This is a genomic window from Bradyrhizobium sp. Ken64, assembly GCF_055807555.1.
The window spans coordinates 155,455-169,550 of sequence record NZ_JBVVPA010000013.1 but is presented as its reverse complement, the minus strand read 5'-3'; the positions used below and the strand labels follow the sequence as shown (position 1 = coordinate 169,550).

Sequence of the window (14,096 nt, the reverse complement as noted above, 5' to 3'; positions counted from 1 at the left end):
TCGCTCCGTTTCGCCCCCTCCTCAAGACAGACATGGCCACATTCACCCCGCATCAGGATGCCGCGCTCAAGGCCGTTGGCGACTGGCTCAAGGCCAAACCCGGCCGCAACGGCACGCCGCCGGTGTTCCGCCTGTTCGGCTATGCCGGCACCGGCAAGACCACGCTGGCGCGGCACATCGCCGACGGCGTCGACGGCGAGGTGAAGTTCGCCGCCTTCACCGGCAAGGCGGCGCTGGTCATGCGCAACAAGGGCTGCGACGAAGCCTCCACCATCCACTCGCTGATCTACCGCACCCGAGAATCCGGCGAGGAACAACCCAGCTTCGAGCTGTGGGACGACGCTCCGGCCTCCAAGGCCAAGCTGATCGTGATCGACGAATGTTCGATGGTCGATGCCGAATTGGGCCGCGACCTGATGTCGTTCGACTGCCCGCTGCTGGTGCTGGGCGATCCGGCGCAGCTGCCCCCGATCCAGGGCGGCGGCTTCTTCACCAATACCGAGCCGGACGCGATGCTGACCGAGGTGCACCGCCAGGCCCAGGACGACCCGATCGTGCGGATGTCGATGGACGTCCGCGAGGGCCGCGAGCTCGACATCGGCCGCTACGGCGAGAGCGAGGTGGTGTCGCGCAAGGAGCTCGATCCTGATCGCGTCATGGCCGCCGACCAGGTGCTGGTCGGCCGCAACAACACGCGGCGCGCGTATAATATGCGGGTGCGTCAGCGCCAGAACATCGAGGACGTCTTCCCCGTCGCCGGCGACAAGCTGGTCTGCCTGCGCAACAACCGCAAGAAGGGCCTGTTCAACGGCGGGCTGTGGCGCGTGAAGTCGCGCAACACCTCGCGTTCGAAATCCCGCATTCTCAGCATGAGGCTGTCGCCGGACGAGGATCTCGGCCACAAGGTGACCAAGGTCTCGGTGCGCGCCGATTGCTTCGAGGGCGGTGTCGAGGCGATCGCCTGGGAGCAGCGCAAGCCCTATGACGAGTTCGACTACGGCTATGTGCTGACCGTGCACAAGTCGCAGGGCTCGCAATGGGACGACGTCGTGCTGTTCGACGAGAGCTTTGCGTTTCAGGAGAGTCGCGCGCGGTGGCTGTACACGGGCATCACGCGGGCTGCGAAGCGGCTGAGCATTGTGGTGTGACGCTGGGGTAGCTGCCGTAGCCCGGATGAGCGAAGCGATATCCGGGACAGACGGACCCTCATGTCGCTACGCTCATGCGGGCTACAAATTCGAGCGCGGCGTTCACTTCCCCGCGACGAAATAAAAATCCTCGCGCCCCGGCGGCGAGCCGTAGGAAAACGGCTGCTGCACGTGCTTGGTCACAAGCCAGACGTCGTCGCGGACGATGTCGAACAGCTTTCGGATCTCGACGCGCGGCACCTTGATCTCGCGGGCGAGCGCGGTGGCGAACGGGCTGTCGGCGCCGCCGTCGCCGTCCATCGCGGTCTCGCCGTGCTTGGCGGCGTAGACCACCATGAAGCCGGCGCCGGGCTCGATGTTGGAAAAGCCCTTGTCCACCAGCTTGAGCGACAGCGTGCGCTGCATGGTTGGCGCGAACGGATTGTCGCGGCAGGCATCCAGCATCACCAGACGCACTTTTCGCGCAGCGCCCACCGCCGCGATCACCTGCTCCAGCGCGACCGCCTGGGTCTCGGCGTCCCTGTCGGCGGCAAGCTTGGCATCGACGGGAACGAGGTAATTGACGCCGCCGATCTCGAAACCGTGGCCCGCGTAATAGACCACCGCCCAATCCGCCTTTTCCGCCTCGGCCGCAAACGTCTGCAACGCTTCGAAGAACTTGTCGCGGGTCAGGTCGCTGACGGATATCACGGTCTGGAAGCCGACATCGCGCAGCACGCTTGCGATCATCTTCGAGTCGCGTGGCGGATTGGGCAAGGCGTGGACGTTCTTGTAGGCGCCGTTGCCGATCACCAGCGCCACACGGCGTCCCGTGGATCCGGCGGACGGCTGCGGGGTCAGCGCGGCCAATCGCTCCTGCGCGATCGCGCGGGCGCGCGCGACATCGAACTCGTCGAACTTCGTCAGCGAATAGGCCGCCGCGCGATAGTCGGCGCGGGCTTGGGCGAGGTCCTTCTTGCGCTCGTAGATCTGGCCGCGCCCCGAATGCGCCCGCACATTGTTCGGGTTGATCTGGATCGCAATGTTGTAGTCCTTCAGCGCGGCGTCGAGATCGCCCTTCAACATGTTGACGTCGGCGCGATTGTTGATCGCGTACACATTTTTGGGCTGCTTTTCGATCAAGCCGTTGCAATCGGCGAAGGCCTGGTCGAACTTGCCCATCATGCCGTAGGTGATGCAACGATTGCTGGTGATCTGCGGCGCGGCCGGTTCGATCTTCTCGGCCTCCGCGAAATCGGCGAGCGCGCCATCAAAATCCTGCATCAGCGTGCGCACGCGGGCGCGGTTGGTGTAGCCGAGCAGAAACTTGGGCGCGTATTTGATCGACAGGTTGAAATCGTCGAGCGCGCTTTGCAGCGCCCCCCGGCGCACCTGGATGATGCCGCGGTTGTTGTAGGGCACACCGTAGGTCGGGCGCTTCTGGAGCGCGAGGTTGTAGTCCGCCATCGCAAGGTCGTCCTGGCCCGTCCGCTCATAGGCGAGGCCGCGCAAATTGAGCGTGACGACGTTGTCGGGATCGAGGTCCACGGCCATGGACAAGGTCTCGATCGCGTGGACATAGTCGCGCTTGTTGATCAGCGTATTGCCGCGCACGGAGAGCGCGATGGCCTTGTCCTTGCCGGTGAGCCGGTCGGCGTTGAGTAAATTGTCGCAGGCCTGCGCCCTCGCCTGCGCATCCGCCTGGCGGTCGCGACAGATGGCGAGGTCGTCGCCGAGTTTCGGATCGGCCGCCGCGATCGAACTCCAGCTGGCCAGGATGGCGAGCACGGGGACGAGGGTCAGGGATACGACGCGCAGCATGTTGTCAGGTCAGCTCCAGCCATCATTCTTTAGGTCGATCACCGATCGCACCGGTTCATCTAGCGCGGAGTTCCGGTCCTCGCCAAGCCGGCTCTTCCAGGCGGCGCGTTTCACAGACTCGTGTCCGTCCGGCCGTAACAATCGCCCGGTCCGCCCGTATCTGGACTATCCGAAATTGCCGGGCAGGCTGTTCGCCCGGCCCCAATCGCCCTAGACTGTCAGACCTTCCGAAAGAGGATTGCCATGCGCCGACCCGCCATCCTGTCCCTGCTCGCCGCCACCACCGCCCTGACGCTGGCTTTTGCCGCGCCGACCCGGGCCGCAGAGGATGCGGTCGTGATCCCCGCTCCCGCCGTTGACGCGGCGCCCGCAAGCGGGATCCAGACCGCCGTGATCGCCGGCGGCTGCTTCTGGGGCGTGCAGGGCGTGTTCCAGCACACCGCGGGAGTCGTCAACGCGGTCTCCGGTTACGCCGGCGGCACCAAGGCGTCGGCCGACTACCAGACCGTCTCGAGCGGCCGGACCGGCCACGCGGAATCCGTCGAGATCAAATACGACCCCAAGAAGATCTCCTACGGCAAGATCCTCCAGATCTACTTCTCGGTGGCGCACGACCCGACCCAGCTCAACCGGCAGGGCCCCGACAGCGGGACGCAATATCGCTCGGCGATCTTCACCACTTCCGACGAGCAGAAGAAGGTGGCCGAGGCCTATATCGCCCAGCTCAACGGCGCCAAGGTCTTCAGCAAGCCGATCGTGACCAAGGTCGGCGCGCTGGAGGCTTTCTATCCGGCGGAGGCCTATCACCAGGATTATCTGACGCTGCACCCGAACCAGCCCTATATCGCCTACAACGACCTTCCGAAGGTCGAGAACCTGAAAAAGCTGTTCGCGGATAACTATATCGAGAAGCCGACGCTGGTGAGCGCCAGCAAGGCCACCAACTGATCGCAAGATCACTGAACAAGATCACCGAAAACAAGATCATCGAAAACGGGAGACCCATGCCCGACACCAAGACGAAAACCACGGACGACAAGGTCATCAAGAGCGAAGAGCAATGGCGCAGCGAGTTGTCGCCGATGCAATACGCGGTGCTGCGCGAGAAGGCGACCGAGCGTCCCTTCTCCGGCGAATATGAACACGACCACCGCGCCGGCATCTATACCTGTGCCGGCTGCGGCAACGAGCTGTTCGAGTCCGACGCGAAGTTCGATTCCGGCTGCGGCTGGCCGAGCTTCACCCAGCCCGCCGTCGAGGGCCATATCGACGAGGAGCGGGACGTCAGCCACGGCATGGTCCGCACCGAGGTGCTGTGCGCCAAGTGCAGCGGCCATCTCGGCCATGTCTTTCCAGACGGCCCGGGGCCGACGGGCTTGCGTTACTGCATCAATTCCGCAGCGCTGAAGCTCGAGCCCAAATAAACCTCACGCGGCGCCGGGTTCCGTCATGGAACCCGGCGCCGCGATGTGCTTTTCTCACTTGGTGGTGCGGCCGGCCATGGCGTTGCGGCGGCCGCCAGGGAGGATGCCATGACGCTTGGGACCATCCTGATCATCCTGGTGATCATTTATCTCGTCGGCGGCCTGTCGGGCCGCATCGGTGGATACGGTTACGGAATGGGTCATTCCGGCATGGGGATCGGCGGCCTCGTCCTGGTGGTGCTGCTCGTGCTGCTGCTCCTTGGCAAGCTATAAGCCATTCAAGCCATTGATATCGTTGTAACTTTCACAGTTGCGGAGCTGCCATGCGCGGATTCATCATCTCGCATCGCGGGGGTCGCAATTTTGTCAAAACGGGCTATATTAGAGGACGAAAATGACATGTGCGGCGCCCACTCAATGGTGGCCTCTGCCGGTCCCAACCCCACGCGCTTAAAGCCCCAGAGAGATCACGAGGTCTTTGACCATGCGTCCACTGCGTCCGTTCAACTTCAACACTTCCGCCGAACTCTTCCCCGCTGCGATCCGCAAGAAGAAGCGTGCAGGATTCACCTATCGCCGGTTCGGCACCGCGGCCGAAGCCGTGCAGTTCGCGATGGAGCAGTTGCCGACGGATTCGCTGAACGGCGCCTATCTCCAGGTCGAGGAAGCGCGCTTCGACCAGAACGGCATCCGCTCGCTCTATGAGAGCGAAGCCTTCCCGCTGCCCCGCCACCGCAAGCCGGTGGAAGCCAGCACCGACGCCGCCGACGCGGCATAAGTTTTCGTAAAGCACTCCGATGTGCGCTGAAAGCGCGATGGCCGAAAGGCCGTCGCGCTTTTTGCGTTTTGGGGCGTGTCAGATGCGCGGCTGCTTGTCGAGCCAGCGGCGGAGCAGGCGCACGTTGCGCATGTTGGCACGGAACATGACGTCGAAGGCGTCGCCCGCGAACGGGACGATGCCGACGACGCCGTCGAGGGCGACATTGCCGAGCATGCGCGCGGTGATGTACCAGGGCGCCCCGAGCGCCCTCGCCTCTCGCACCAGCCAGAGCGAGATCGCGGTGGTGATGATGTCGCCGACGACGGGGATCAACCCGATCAAGCCGTCGATGCCATAGCGGATATTGGTTCCGGGAAGCACGAAGGCGACGTCGAGCAGCTTTGCGATCGCCTCGATCCGCGCGATCCGCTGCTCGCGCGTCAGATTGCCGAACGGGTTGCCAGCAAATGGACTATCTTTGCCGAACTCGAAGCGAAACTCGCGAAAGCCCTGCTCCAGCGTTTCGGGCCGGATCTCGTGACCGTCCTGATCGATGATCGGTCCACGCCCCTCGGTGCCCGAAGAGGCCGCACCCGGGCGGCTTCCCGAACGGGAGCGACGCGGAGCAAGGATATTGTCATCGGGCATGGTCATGGCCTGTAGGGAACGCGCCAGCGCGGCGGAGGTTGCTGCGGCGTGATCGAAGGTCGCGCCCTCAAGTCTGTGCTGCCGCCGGCTGCGGCTCCGGGACATATTTATGCACGAGCCAGGATGAAAGCACCGCCGGCACAAACCCGACGAGGCCGTACAGGATGAATTGCACCGCGCCCGAGTCCGGCCCGCGCGAGCTGTAGGTCAGCGAGGCCAGGATGAAGGCGAACACGCCGACCAGCAGCATCCGCAGCACCGGGCCGATCCGGCGGATGTGGACCAGGATGTCGTCGACCGCACCGATCATCAGCGAGGGCAGGAAGCCGAACAGATAGCTGTATTGCAGGGACTTGAAGAACACCGCGAACAGCTTGCCGACCTCAGCGAGATTGGTCTGGGTCCAATAGCCGGACTGATAGGTGGTCGTCAGCAGCAGCAGGAACCCGCCCACGAACGGGCCAACCAGCGCAAACACGAGATAGCGTTTCATCAGGCACCCTCATCCTTCGCCCCGTTATAGCAGTGCTGCGGGAACCTTGAATAGCGGGGTACGGGCTCTGCGCTGGGAACAAGCGGCATAGCGACGGACTTGAAACTCACCTGTCAGATTTGGAGCCCCCGATGTCCCGCAAACTGTTCTTCCTGGCGACGATCGCGCTGGCGGCCGTGAGCGGCCTGTCGAACGCGCCCGCTTTCGCACAAGGCCATATGGGTTCGCCGCAGGAGCAGAAGGCCTGTTCGCGGGACGCCTCGCGATTCTGCCGCAAGGACCTCGGCAACGACATGGCCGTACAAGGCTGCTTGCAAGCCAACCGGGCCAAACTGTCGCGGTCCTGCAGCAAGGTCTTTCAGAGCCACGGCATGTGAGGACCGGAACCATCCCGGCGAACGGAGAGTGAAGCCATGTTACGCGACGAACAGCTCTCGATTCTCAGGGACATCAGCCAATCCATCGCCTTTGCCGACGACCGGCACGGCAAGATAGGCGAGCTGATCGCCGACGGTTACGTGATGAAGGACGGCGATCTGTTCGAGCTCACGGCAAAGGGCGTTACGGCTGTCGAGGAGCACGCAGCGCTTGGCGCAAGCGATGCGGAGCAAGCGAGCGTATCCTCCGATCGATTGATCTGATCGCACGCGAGTCGCATTGTGCGTGACGTGCGCGCAACAATTGCGAATTCCTTTTCGCTTGCCATTGCGGCCGCGCGACAATGGCGCATACTTGATTCGGGCGGCGCAGCACTTTTCGATTCGAACATCACGAGAGATCGAGCGACCACATGCGGGATTGAGGTCCCGGCGTGAAGGCTGTGACATGCGGCAGATCAAGCCGCGTGCGGCGCCCCAAAATCAAGTGGCTCAAGCCCACGGAACTCGGGGACGCATTCTGCATGACACGCAATCAGACGATCGCAACTCTCTTCGCCGTCACAACCGCAGCCATCGCATTCCAGACATCGCCCGGCCTCGCCTTCTCCTCCGAAGCGCAACAGATGTGCTCCGGCGATGCCATGCGGCTGTGCTCGAGTGAGATCCCCGACATCCCCAGAATCAGGGCCTGCATGGTGCAGAAAAAGGCTCAGGTCAGCCCCGGCTGTCGCGCCGTGATGGACCGCGAGCACGCAGCCGCGACATCGCGCAAGCGGGAAGCCACGGCGCAGTAGAGAGAGCGTACCTGCGGCCATCCTTCGAGACGCCCGCCCAAGGGGCGGGCCCTCAGGATGAGGTCTCGTTTCGCGGCGAGATATCAAACCCTCATGGTGAGGAGCCCACCAAGGCGGGCGTCTCGAACCATGCAGGCCGAGGTCTCACGGAGTAGAGATCTAGTCGCCCCACTGCGCGAAGGCGTCGTTGAAGGCGCGCTCGCCGGGAGCGCCCTTCTCGATGGCGATGATGGCGCGGCGCTGGTTGGCGTAGACCAGGGGCACGTCGAACCAGGAGCGCTCCTTCAGGAGCTGGACGTTGCGGCTGCGGTCGGCGTCGACGTTGGAGAGGCCGACCAGGAAGAAGCCGTCGGTGACCTTGACCGCGAGGCCCGCGAGCGGCGTGCCGCGTGCCTGCTCGTTCGACTTCATCAGGATGCCCGGCACGTTGGCGACGCCGCCGCCCGAAAAGTCCGCCGGCAGGACGAAGGTCAGCTCCGCGGTGTGGCTCGCCGGCAGCGAGGAGTCGGTGTTGCGGCGGAACGACATCGTCATCTTGAACTTGCGGTCGGGGATCTCGATGTCGGCGCGCACGGCGACGTCGGCCTTCTGGTTGCCCGACGCCTTGATCGGCTCGAGCCGCCACACCACCGAGCCGACATATTGCTTGCCCTTCGGATCGGATGGATCCTCGTCATAGAGCACGACCTTCTGCGCCACCGGCGCGACCGGCTGGTCGCTGGCCGAGGGCTGGCCGACGCGATCCGGAATCTTGGGCTTGCTCTGCGGCTGAGACGAATCCCTGGGCGCCTCCACCACCTGCGTCGGCGAAGACTTCAGCAGGTTGGTCGCGGTCTGGACCAGCTGCTTGCCCCAGAGGATACCGGCACCGACCAGGATCAGCACGATGCCGACGGCGATCGCGCTCTTGAACGGAAAGGCGGAGCCGGTGCGGGCGCGCTTCTTCTTCGTGTCGCGATCGAGAACGGGGATGTGCGGACGTTGCGACGGCGGCTGCGACTGCGGCGCGTAGCGCTCGGCCTCCTCAATCGATTCGTCGTAGGAATACGGCGCGTCCGCCCCGGCGGCGCGATTCTCCAGGCTCGGCTCGAGCCGGTCGAATTCCGGCGAGGGCGAGGGCACGTTGGCGTAGGTGCGGCGCGCCGCGCGGTTGGCTTGCGCGGCGGCACCGCCGAGATCATTGGCGTCGGCCGTGATGTCGCGGAAGCCGCGCACGCCCGGTGCCGGCGGCAGCGGCGGTCCCATGTCCGGCGGACGGCGGCCACCGGCGCGATCACGTCCGGCCGGCGGAGGCTCCGGCATCGACGGCGGTGCCGACGGACCCGGCTGCCGCGGCGCGTCGAAACGCGGAGCCCGCGGCGCACGCGGGGCCTCGCCCTGGTCATCGACATTGAAGGAGGGCCGGTCGGCGCGCGGCGGCGGCGGAGCCGGACGGGTGCGCGGCGGGGCGGCGGTTTGGGGCGCTGGCGCGTTGCCCTCGGTGGCGCGGGTGCTGGCGCGGCGGAAGGCATCGCCGCTGCCGCTGCTGCGGGTGCCGCCACCGGGGCGCGAGGCCTCGCGGGCACGCTGGGCAGCCTCCGATTCCACCTTGCGGACGGCCTCTTCCAGCGAGAGGCGCTCGCGGGTGATCTCGGATTCGGAGAGCGGCGGCTGTACGCTGCGGAGCTGCGCGATCAGCGCCGTGCGCGCCCGCTCGTAGAGCGCGCGACGGCTCTCGCCGGGAGCGTTGGGGTCCAGGGCGGCAATAGCGCGGGCGATCAGCGGATAGTAATCAGCCATTTCTACTCAATTATACGCGCGTCCCGGTAAGAGATCGTTAAGCCTCAAACGGATTTTGTACGAGGATAGTATCCTCGCGTTCGGGGCTGGTGGAAAGCAGTGCGACCGGGCACCCCACCAATTCCTCGATCCGGCGGACATATTTGATCGCCTGGGCCGGCAGCTGGGCCCAGGACCGCGCATTGGCGGTCGGCTCCTTCCAGCCCTCGATGGTCTCGTAAATCGGCTCGACCCGGGCCTGGGCGCCCTCGCCCGCTGGGAAATGATCGATCTCCTTGCCGTCCAGCTTGTAGCCGGTGCAGACCTCGATCGTGTCGAAGCCGTCGAGAATGTCGAGCTTGGTCAGCGCCAGACCGTTGATCCCGCAGGTCCGGACCGCCTGGCGAACCAGAACCGCATCGAACCAGCCGCAGCGGCGGGGCCGTCCGGTATTGGTGCCGAACTCGCGGCCGCGCTCGCCGATCTTGCGGCCGGTCTCGTTGTCCTGCTCGGTCGGGAACGGGCCCTGGCCGACGCGGGTCGTGTAAGCCTTGCAGAGGCCGAGCACATAGCCGACCGCGGCGGGGCCGAGGCCCGACCCGGTCGCGGCCTGCGCCGCCACCGTGTTGGACGACGTCACATACGGGTACGTGCCGTGATCGACGTCGAGCAGCGCGCCTTGCGCGCCCTCGAACAGCATGCGCTTGCCCTCGCGCCGCTTGATGTCGAGCAGCCGCCACACCGTCTCGGCATAGGGCAGGAGCTGCGGCGCGAGCGCGGTCAATTCCTGCACGATCTCCTTGCCGTCGAACTCCGGCAGGCCGAGGCCGCGGCGCAATGCGTTGTGATGCGCCAGCAGCCGGTCGATCTTGTGCGGCAGCGTGTCGAGATCGGCGAGGTCCATCAGGCGGATGGCGCGGCGGCCGACCTTGTCCTCGTACGCCGGGCCGATGCCGCGGCGGGTGGTGCCGATCGCGGTCGCCGCATTGGCGGATTCGCGATGCGCGTCGAGTTCGCGGTGCAGCGGCAGGATCAGGGTGACGTTCTCGGCGACCCGCAGATTGTCCGGGCCGACCGCGACGCCCTGCGACCGCAGCTTGGTGACCTCGTCGAGGAAGGCGGCGGGATCGAACACGACGCCGTTGCCGATCACCGACAACTTCTGCTCGCGCAGCACGCCCGAGGGCAGCAGCGCCAGCTTGTAGGTCTTGCCGTTGATCACCAGCGTGTGGCCGGCGTTATGGCCGCCCTGGAAACGGACGACGATGTCCGCCTGCTCCGACAACCAGTCGACGATCTTGCCCTTTCCTTCGTCGCCCCACTGGGCGCCGACGACGACAACATTGGCCATTCGCGGGTAATCCCTATGCAATCTGTTAGATGCGCCCAGCCCAATCACGGCCGGGGCCGCTCGAACGCGAGGCAGCCAACCGGATAAAGGATGCAGCCTCTGTAAGCAAGCAAGAACGGGGCTTTTTCGGGGCCCAATGCTCTATCCAAGCCCTTGATATCCCCTAAAAATCCGCTTCCCGGACGGGCTCTACGACGTTAGGCCCGGATGCGGCCGTCGACTACTTCGATGATGCGGTCGCAGCGCCGCGCCAGATCCATATTATGGGTCACCAGCAGGAAGCTCGTGCCGCTGTCGCGGTTGACCTGCCTCATCAGCTCGAACACGGCATCGGCCGATTTGGTGTCGAGGTTGCCGGTCGGCTCGTCCGCCAGCACGAGATCCGGATTCATGGCGAGCGCGCGCGCTACCGAGACCCGCTGCTGCTGGCCGCCCGACATGTTGTTGGCGAGGTTGCCGGCGAATTTCTCCAGCCCGACCTGCGCCAGCAGCCGGTTCGCCCGCTCCTCGATCTCCGCAGATGGAAAGCCGCGATCGACCAGTATCGGCATCATGACGTTTTCCCGCGCCGTGAAGGCCGAGATCAGGAGATGATACTGGAAGACGAAACCGATGGTGTGGCCGCGCAATCGGGTGATCTCGGCGTCGCCGAGCGCAGCCGTGTCCTGTCCCTTGATCAGAAGGCGGCCCGAGGTCGGCCGGTCGAGCAGGCCGACGATGTTGAGCAGCGTGCTCTTGCCCGAGCCGGACGGGCCGATCAGCGCCAGAAACTCGCCGTGGTCGAGCTCAAGGTCAATACCGTGCAGCACCTCGGTTTCAGTCGGCAGGCCGACATTGTAGGCCTTGCACACCTTCTCGAGGCGGAGGATTTCGCTAGCCACGGATCGCCACCACCGGATCGAGTTTGGCCGCCCGCACCGCCGGCGCCATCGCGGCGAGCAGGCCGGTGATGGTGGCGAGCAGCGCCGTATAGATGAACAGGCTTCGCTCCAGGACCAACGGAAACAATTCCGTGCCGTCGGCCTGGCGCGCCACCGAATGCCAATAGACCAGCGCAAAGGCGCCCATGGCCGCGCCGAACAGCGAGCCGACGAAGCCGAGCAGTCCGCCCTGCACCAGGAACACGCGCAGGATCTGGCCGCGCGAGGTGCCCATTGCGCGCAAGATGCCAATATCCTTGGAACGCTGGATCACCGAGACGACCAGCACGGCCGCGATGCCGAAGGCCACGGAAAGGCCGACGAACAGGCGAATCAGGGTGTTGGTGTTCTGCTGGGCCTGTACCGCGGTGAAGAACTGCGCATTGGTCTTGATCCAGCTGTCGGCCTCGACCACGTTGGAGGCCTGGATGCGCTGGGCGATCTCCTCGGCCGCATAGATGTCGCCGACGGTCATATCGATGGTGGTGATGCCGCCGATCATGCCGAGCAGCGACTGCGCGGTGCGCAGCGCGGCATAGCAGATGCGCTGGTTGGCGCTCTTGTTGCCGAGGTCGACGAGGCCGGAGACCGTGAGCACGCGCGTGGCACCGGATGCGGCGCGAATGTTGAGCTTGTCGCCGACGGTGGCGCCCAGATCCTTCGCGAGTTCGATACCGATGATGATGTCCTCGCTGGTCAGGCGCGGCTCGCCGGCGACGATATAGTCCGGCACCTTGACGATCTTGAAATAGGAATCCGGTTCGACGCCGGACAGCGTCACGGAACGGCTGGCGTCGCCGCGCACCACAAGCACGGAGCCAAGGATGGTCGGCGATACAGCGACGACCTCGGGCATCGCCTGCATCTGGTTCCTGATCTTCGGCCATTGATCGATCGAGATCACCCGCTGGCTCGGGCGCTGCACCACCGCGTCTTCGAACTCGCTTGCGCCATTGCGCAGAGGGCGCGCGACCTGGTCGGGCGCGAGAAGCTGGATCTGCGGCTGCGAGGTCAGCACGCGCTTGATGAAATTGGCCTGCAACCCCGCCAGCATCGCCGACATGAAGACGATGACGCCAACGCCGATCGAAATGCCGCCGATGATGAAGGCGGTCTGGAGCCGGCCTTCGCGCAGGAAACGCACGGCCATGGTCCATTCGAAGGGCAGCCAGCGGTTCATGGCAATACAGGACGCACGCGCTGACCGGTCAGGACGCCGGAACTTTGCGGGATCGCGACATCGCCGGCAGCGAGTCCGTCGGTGATCTCGATATGGCTGTTGCCGTGCAGGCCGATCCGGACCGGCCGCTGGCTGGCGCGGCCGTTCCTGATGCCGAGCACCCAGGGAGCGCCCGACAGGGCGTCGTGCACCGAGCGCACCGGCAAGACCAGCGCATCGTCCTTTGCGGCGACCTCGATATCCACCGAGACCGTCATGTCCTGGCGCAGATAGTCCGGGGGATCGGCGACCGTCAACTTCACCTCGACCGATGCGCGGGAAATGTCGATGCCGGGATTGATGTAGGTGATCTCGGCAGCGAAGCGCCGGTCCGGATAGGCGTCTGCCGAGGCGAGCGCCTTCTGCTCGAGCGCTATCTTGCCGAGATTGCGTTCGTCGATCTGCAGCACGAGTTGCGCGTCGCCGGCCGGCGCGAGCACCAGCAGCGTCTTGCCCGGCTGCACCACGGTGCCGCGTTCGACACTGCGCGTGATCAGGACGCCGTCACGGGGCGCGGTGATCGTCGCGTAATCGAGGCGGGATTCGGCGGTGTCGAGATTGGCGCGCGCCTGATTGAGCAGGGTCTGGGCCATCACGTAGTCGCTGCCGCCCGGGCTTGCCGTGTAGACCTGAAATTGCGCCGAGCGCATCTGGGCGCGGGCGACGTCGAGCGTCTTCTGCGCATCGTCGAGCGCGGCGCGCGTGGCATAGCCGTTGTGTTCAAGCTGCGCGGTGCGGTCGTAGGTCTGCTGGGCGTTGAGCAGCGTCGCCTTGGCCTGGGTCAACGCCTCGTCAGCCGAGGGCCGCGTCAATTCCTCGATCTGTCTGATGCGCGCTTCGGCCTGGGCCACCGCGCCCTGCGTCTGCACCACGCTCGCTTTCAGTTCGCGCGATTCCAGCGAGATCAGGGGCTGGCCCTTGGTGACCTTTTCGCCTTGCTGCACCAGCACATCCTGCACCGTGCCAGTGAGCTGACTGCCGATCTCGACCCGGAACGGCGTCTCGACGTGGCCGCTTGCCACCACCGTCTCGACCAGGCGGCCGCGCTTGACCTGGTCGACCACCATGGCGGGCCCGAGGATCGTCCGCGCGCTTTGCCAGACCCCGAGGCCGAGCAAAACGACGACAACCAGGATGAACCATTTGTGACTGAGAAATCCCGACCATAGCGCCGTGACGGAGACCCGCCTGTCAGGCGGCGGCAGGATCATCGCTTGCTCGACCATAACGCTATCCGAATCGCGCCGGACCGGCCGGCGGATTCGTCCTCATCTCGATTTCGATCGTTGCCCGGCGAAAGCCGGGCTTGATGCCGATGAAGCTAGCGTGCCCTCGGCATTCCAGATTGCGGTAGGTCAACAGGTTGCGCCGAATTTCGAGGCATCTGCCTGACGAGACACT

Annotated in this window: 16 protein-coding genes; 8 read left to right on the top strand and 8 right to left on the bottom strand. The window is 65.1% G+C overall.

Annotation, left to right across the window (positions count from 1 at the left end; all coding sequences use genetic code 11):
• Positions 1-32: 32 nt before the first annotated feature.
• Complete coding sequence (locus AC0L2F_RS21910) at positions 33-1,148, top strand: ATP-dependent DNA helicase (RefSeq protein ID WP_007596183.1); 1,116 nt, start codon at positions 33-35, stop codon at positions 1,146-1,148.
• 102 nt (positions 1,149-1,250) lie between these two features.
• Here the strand turns inward: AC0L2F_RS21910 and AC0L2F_RS21905 are convergent, their stop codons facing one another.
• Complete coding sequence (locus tag AC0L2F_RS21905; protein ID WP_473249807.1) at positions 1,251-2,948, bottom strand: caspase family protein; 1,698 nt, start codon at positions 2,946-2,948, stop codon at positions 1,251-1,253.
• A 243-nt stretch (positions 2,949-3,191) separates the two neighbouring features.
• On the opposite strand from AC0L2F_RS21905, the gene msrA reads away from it, so the two are divergent.
• From msrA to AC0L2F_RS21885, 4 genes are all read left to right on the top strand, one after another.
• Positions 3,192-3,896 carry a peptide-methionine (S)-S-oxide reductase MsrA gene (gene msrA / locus AC0L2F_RS21900; protein WP_063994825.1) on the top strand — a complete coding sequence of 235 codons (705 nt, stop codon included), beginning with the start codon at positions 3,192-3,194 and terminating at the stop codon, positions 3,894-3,896.
• Between the two features lie 56 nt (positions 3,897-3,952).
• Positions 3,953-4,372, top strand: a complete 420-nt coding sequence (gene msrB / locus AC0L2F_RS21895) for a peptide-methionine (R)-S-oxide reductase MsrB (protein WP_007614118.1) — start codon at positions 3,953-3,955, stop codon at positions 4,370-4,372.
• A 108-nt stretch (positions 4,373-4,480) separates the two neighbouring features.
• The gene (locus AC0L2F_RS21890; RefSeq protein ID WP_007596187.1) at positions 4,481-4,645 is read left to right on the top strand and encodes a DUF3309 family protein; all 165 of its coding nucleotides are present in this window, start codon (positions 4,481-4,483) and stop codon (positions 4,643-4,645) included.
• Between the two features lie 211 nt (positions 4,646-4,856).
• Complete coding sequence (locus tag AC0L2F_RS21885) at positions 4,857-5,150, top strand: hypothetical protein (RefSeq protein WP_007596188.1); 294 nt, start codon at positions 4,857-4,859, stop codon at positions 5,148-5,150.
• Between the two features lie 78 nt (positions 5,151-5,228).
• Here AC0L2F_RS21885 and AC0L2F_RS21880 read toward each other — a convergent pair whose 3' ends face one another.
• Together AC0L2F_RS21880 and AC0L2F_RS21875 are read right to left on the bottom strand one after the other, a co-directional pair.
• Positions 5,229-5,786 (bottom strand): DUF4112 domain-containing protein, encoded by a 558-nt coding sequence (locus tag AC0L2F_RS21880; RefSeq protein ID WP_473249806.1) that lies wholly within the window; start codon positions 5,784-5,786, stop codon positions 5,229-5,231.
• A 61-nt stretch (positions 5,787-5,847) separates the two neighbouring features.
• Positions 5,848-6,273: a DUF5413 family protein gene (locus tag AC0L2F_RS21875; protein WP_063994824.1), complete on the bottom strand. Its 426-nt coding sequence runs from the start codon at positions 6,271-6,273 to the stop codon at positions 5,848-5,850.
• 131 nt (positions 6,274-6,404) lie between these two features.
• Here AC0L2F_RS21875 and AC0L2F_RS21870 point away from each other — a divergent pair, with 131 nt between their 5' ends.
• The 3 genes from AC0L2F_RS21870 to AC0L2F_RS21860 all read left to right on the top strand — a co-directional run bounded on the left by AC0L2F_RS21870 (position 6,405) and on the right by AC0L2F_RS21860 (position 7,447).
• Positions 6,405-6,650 (top strand): hypothetical protein, encoded by a 246-nt coding sequence (locus tag AC0L2F_RS21870; protein ID WP_007614121.1) that lies wholly within the window; start codon positions 6,405-6,407, stop codon positions 6,648-6,650.
• 36 nt (positions 6,651-6,686) lie between these two features.
• A complete protein-coding gene (locus AC0L2F_RS21865) occupies positions 6,687-6,914 on the top strand; it encodes a hypothetical protein (RefSeq protein WP_007614124.1) in 228 nt (75 codons plus the stop codon).
• Positions 6,915-7,084: 170 nt separating this feature from the next.
• Positions 7,085-7,447: a hypothetical protein gene (locus AC0L2F_RS21860; protein ID WP_007614126.1), complete on the top strand. Its 363-nt coding sequence runs from the start codon at positions 7,085-7,087 to the stop codon at positions 7,445-7,447.
• 159 nt (positions 7,448-7,606) lie between these two features.
• On the opposite strand, the gene AC0L2F_RS21855 is transcribed toward AC0L2F_RS21860, so the two are convergent.
• The 5 genes from AC0L2F_RS21855 to AC0L2F_RS21835 all read right to left on the bottom strand — a co-directional run bounded on the left by AC0L2F_RS21855 (position 7,607) and on the right by AC0L2F_RS21835 (position 13,921).
• Positions 7,607-9,226: a hypothetical protein gene (locus tag AC0L2F_RS21855; protein ID WP_473249805.1), complete on the bottom strand. Its 1,620-nt coding sequence runs from the start codon at positions 9,224-9,226 to the stop codon at positions 7,607-7,609.
• 37 nt (positions 9,227-9,263) lie between these two features.
• Positions 9,264-10,556 carry an adenylosuccinate synthase gene (locus tag AC0L2F_RS21850; RefSeq protein WP_473249804.1) on the bottom strand — a complete coding sequence of 431 codons (1,293 nt, stop codon included), beginning with the start codon at positions 10,554-10,556 and terminating at the stop codon, positions 9,264-9,266.
• 197 nt (positions 10,557-10,753) lie between these two features.
• Positions 10,754-11,437 carry an ABC transporter ATP-binding protein gene (locus AC0L2F_RS21845; protein ID WP_473249803.1) on the bottom strand — a complete coding sequence of 228 codons (684 nt, stop codon included), beginning with the start codon at positions 11,435-11,437 and terminating at the stop codon, positions 10,754-10,756.
• Positions 11,430-12,656: an ABC transporter permease gene (locus AC0L2F_RS21840; protein ID WP_473249802.1), complete on the bottom strand. Its 1,227-nt coding sequence runs from the start codon at positions 12,654-12,656 to the stop codon at positions 11,430-11,432. Before AC0L2F_RS21840 ends, AC0L2F_RS21845 begins: the two co-directional genes overlap by 8 nt.
• The gene (locus AC0L2F_RS21835; RefSeq protein ID WP_473249801.1) at positions 12,653-13,921 is read right to left on the bottom strand and encodes an efflux RND transporter periplasmic adaptor subunit; all 1,269 of its coding nucleotides are present in this window, start codon (positions 13,919-13,921) and stop codon (positions 12,653-12,655) included. The genes AC0L2F_RS21840 and AC0L2F_RS21835 overlap by 4 nt, the downstream gene beginning before the upstream one ends.
• Positions 13,922-14,096: the final 175 nt, after the last annotated feature.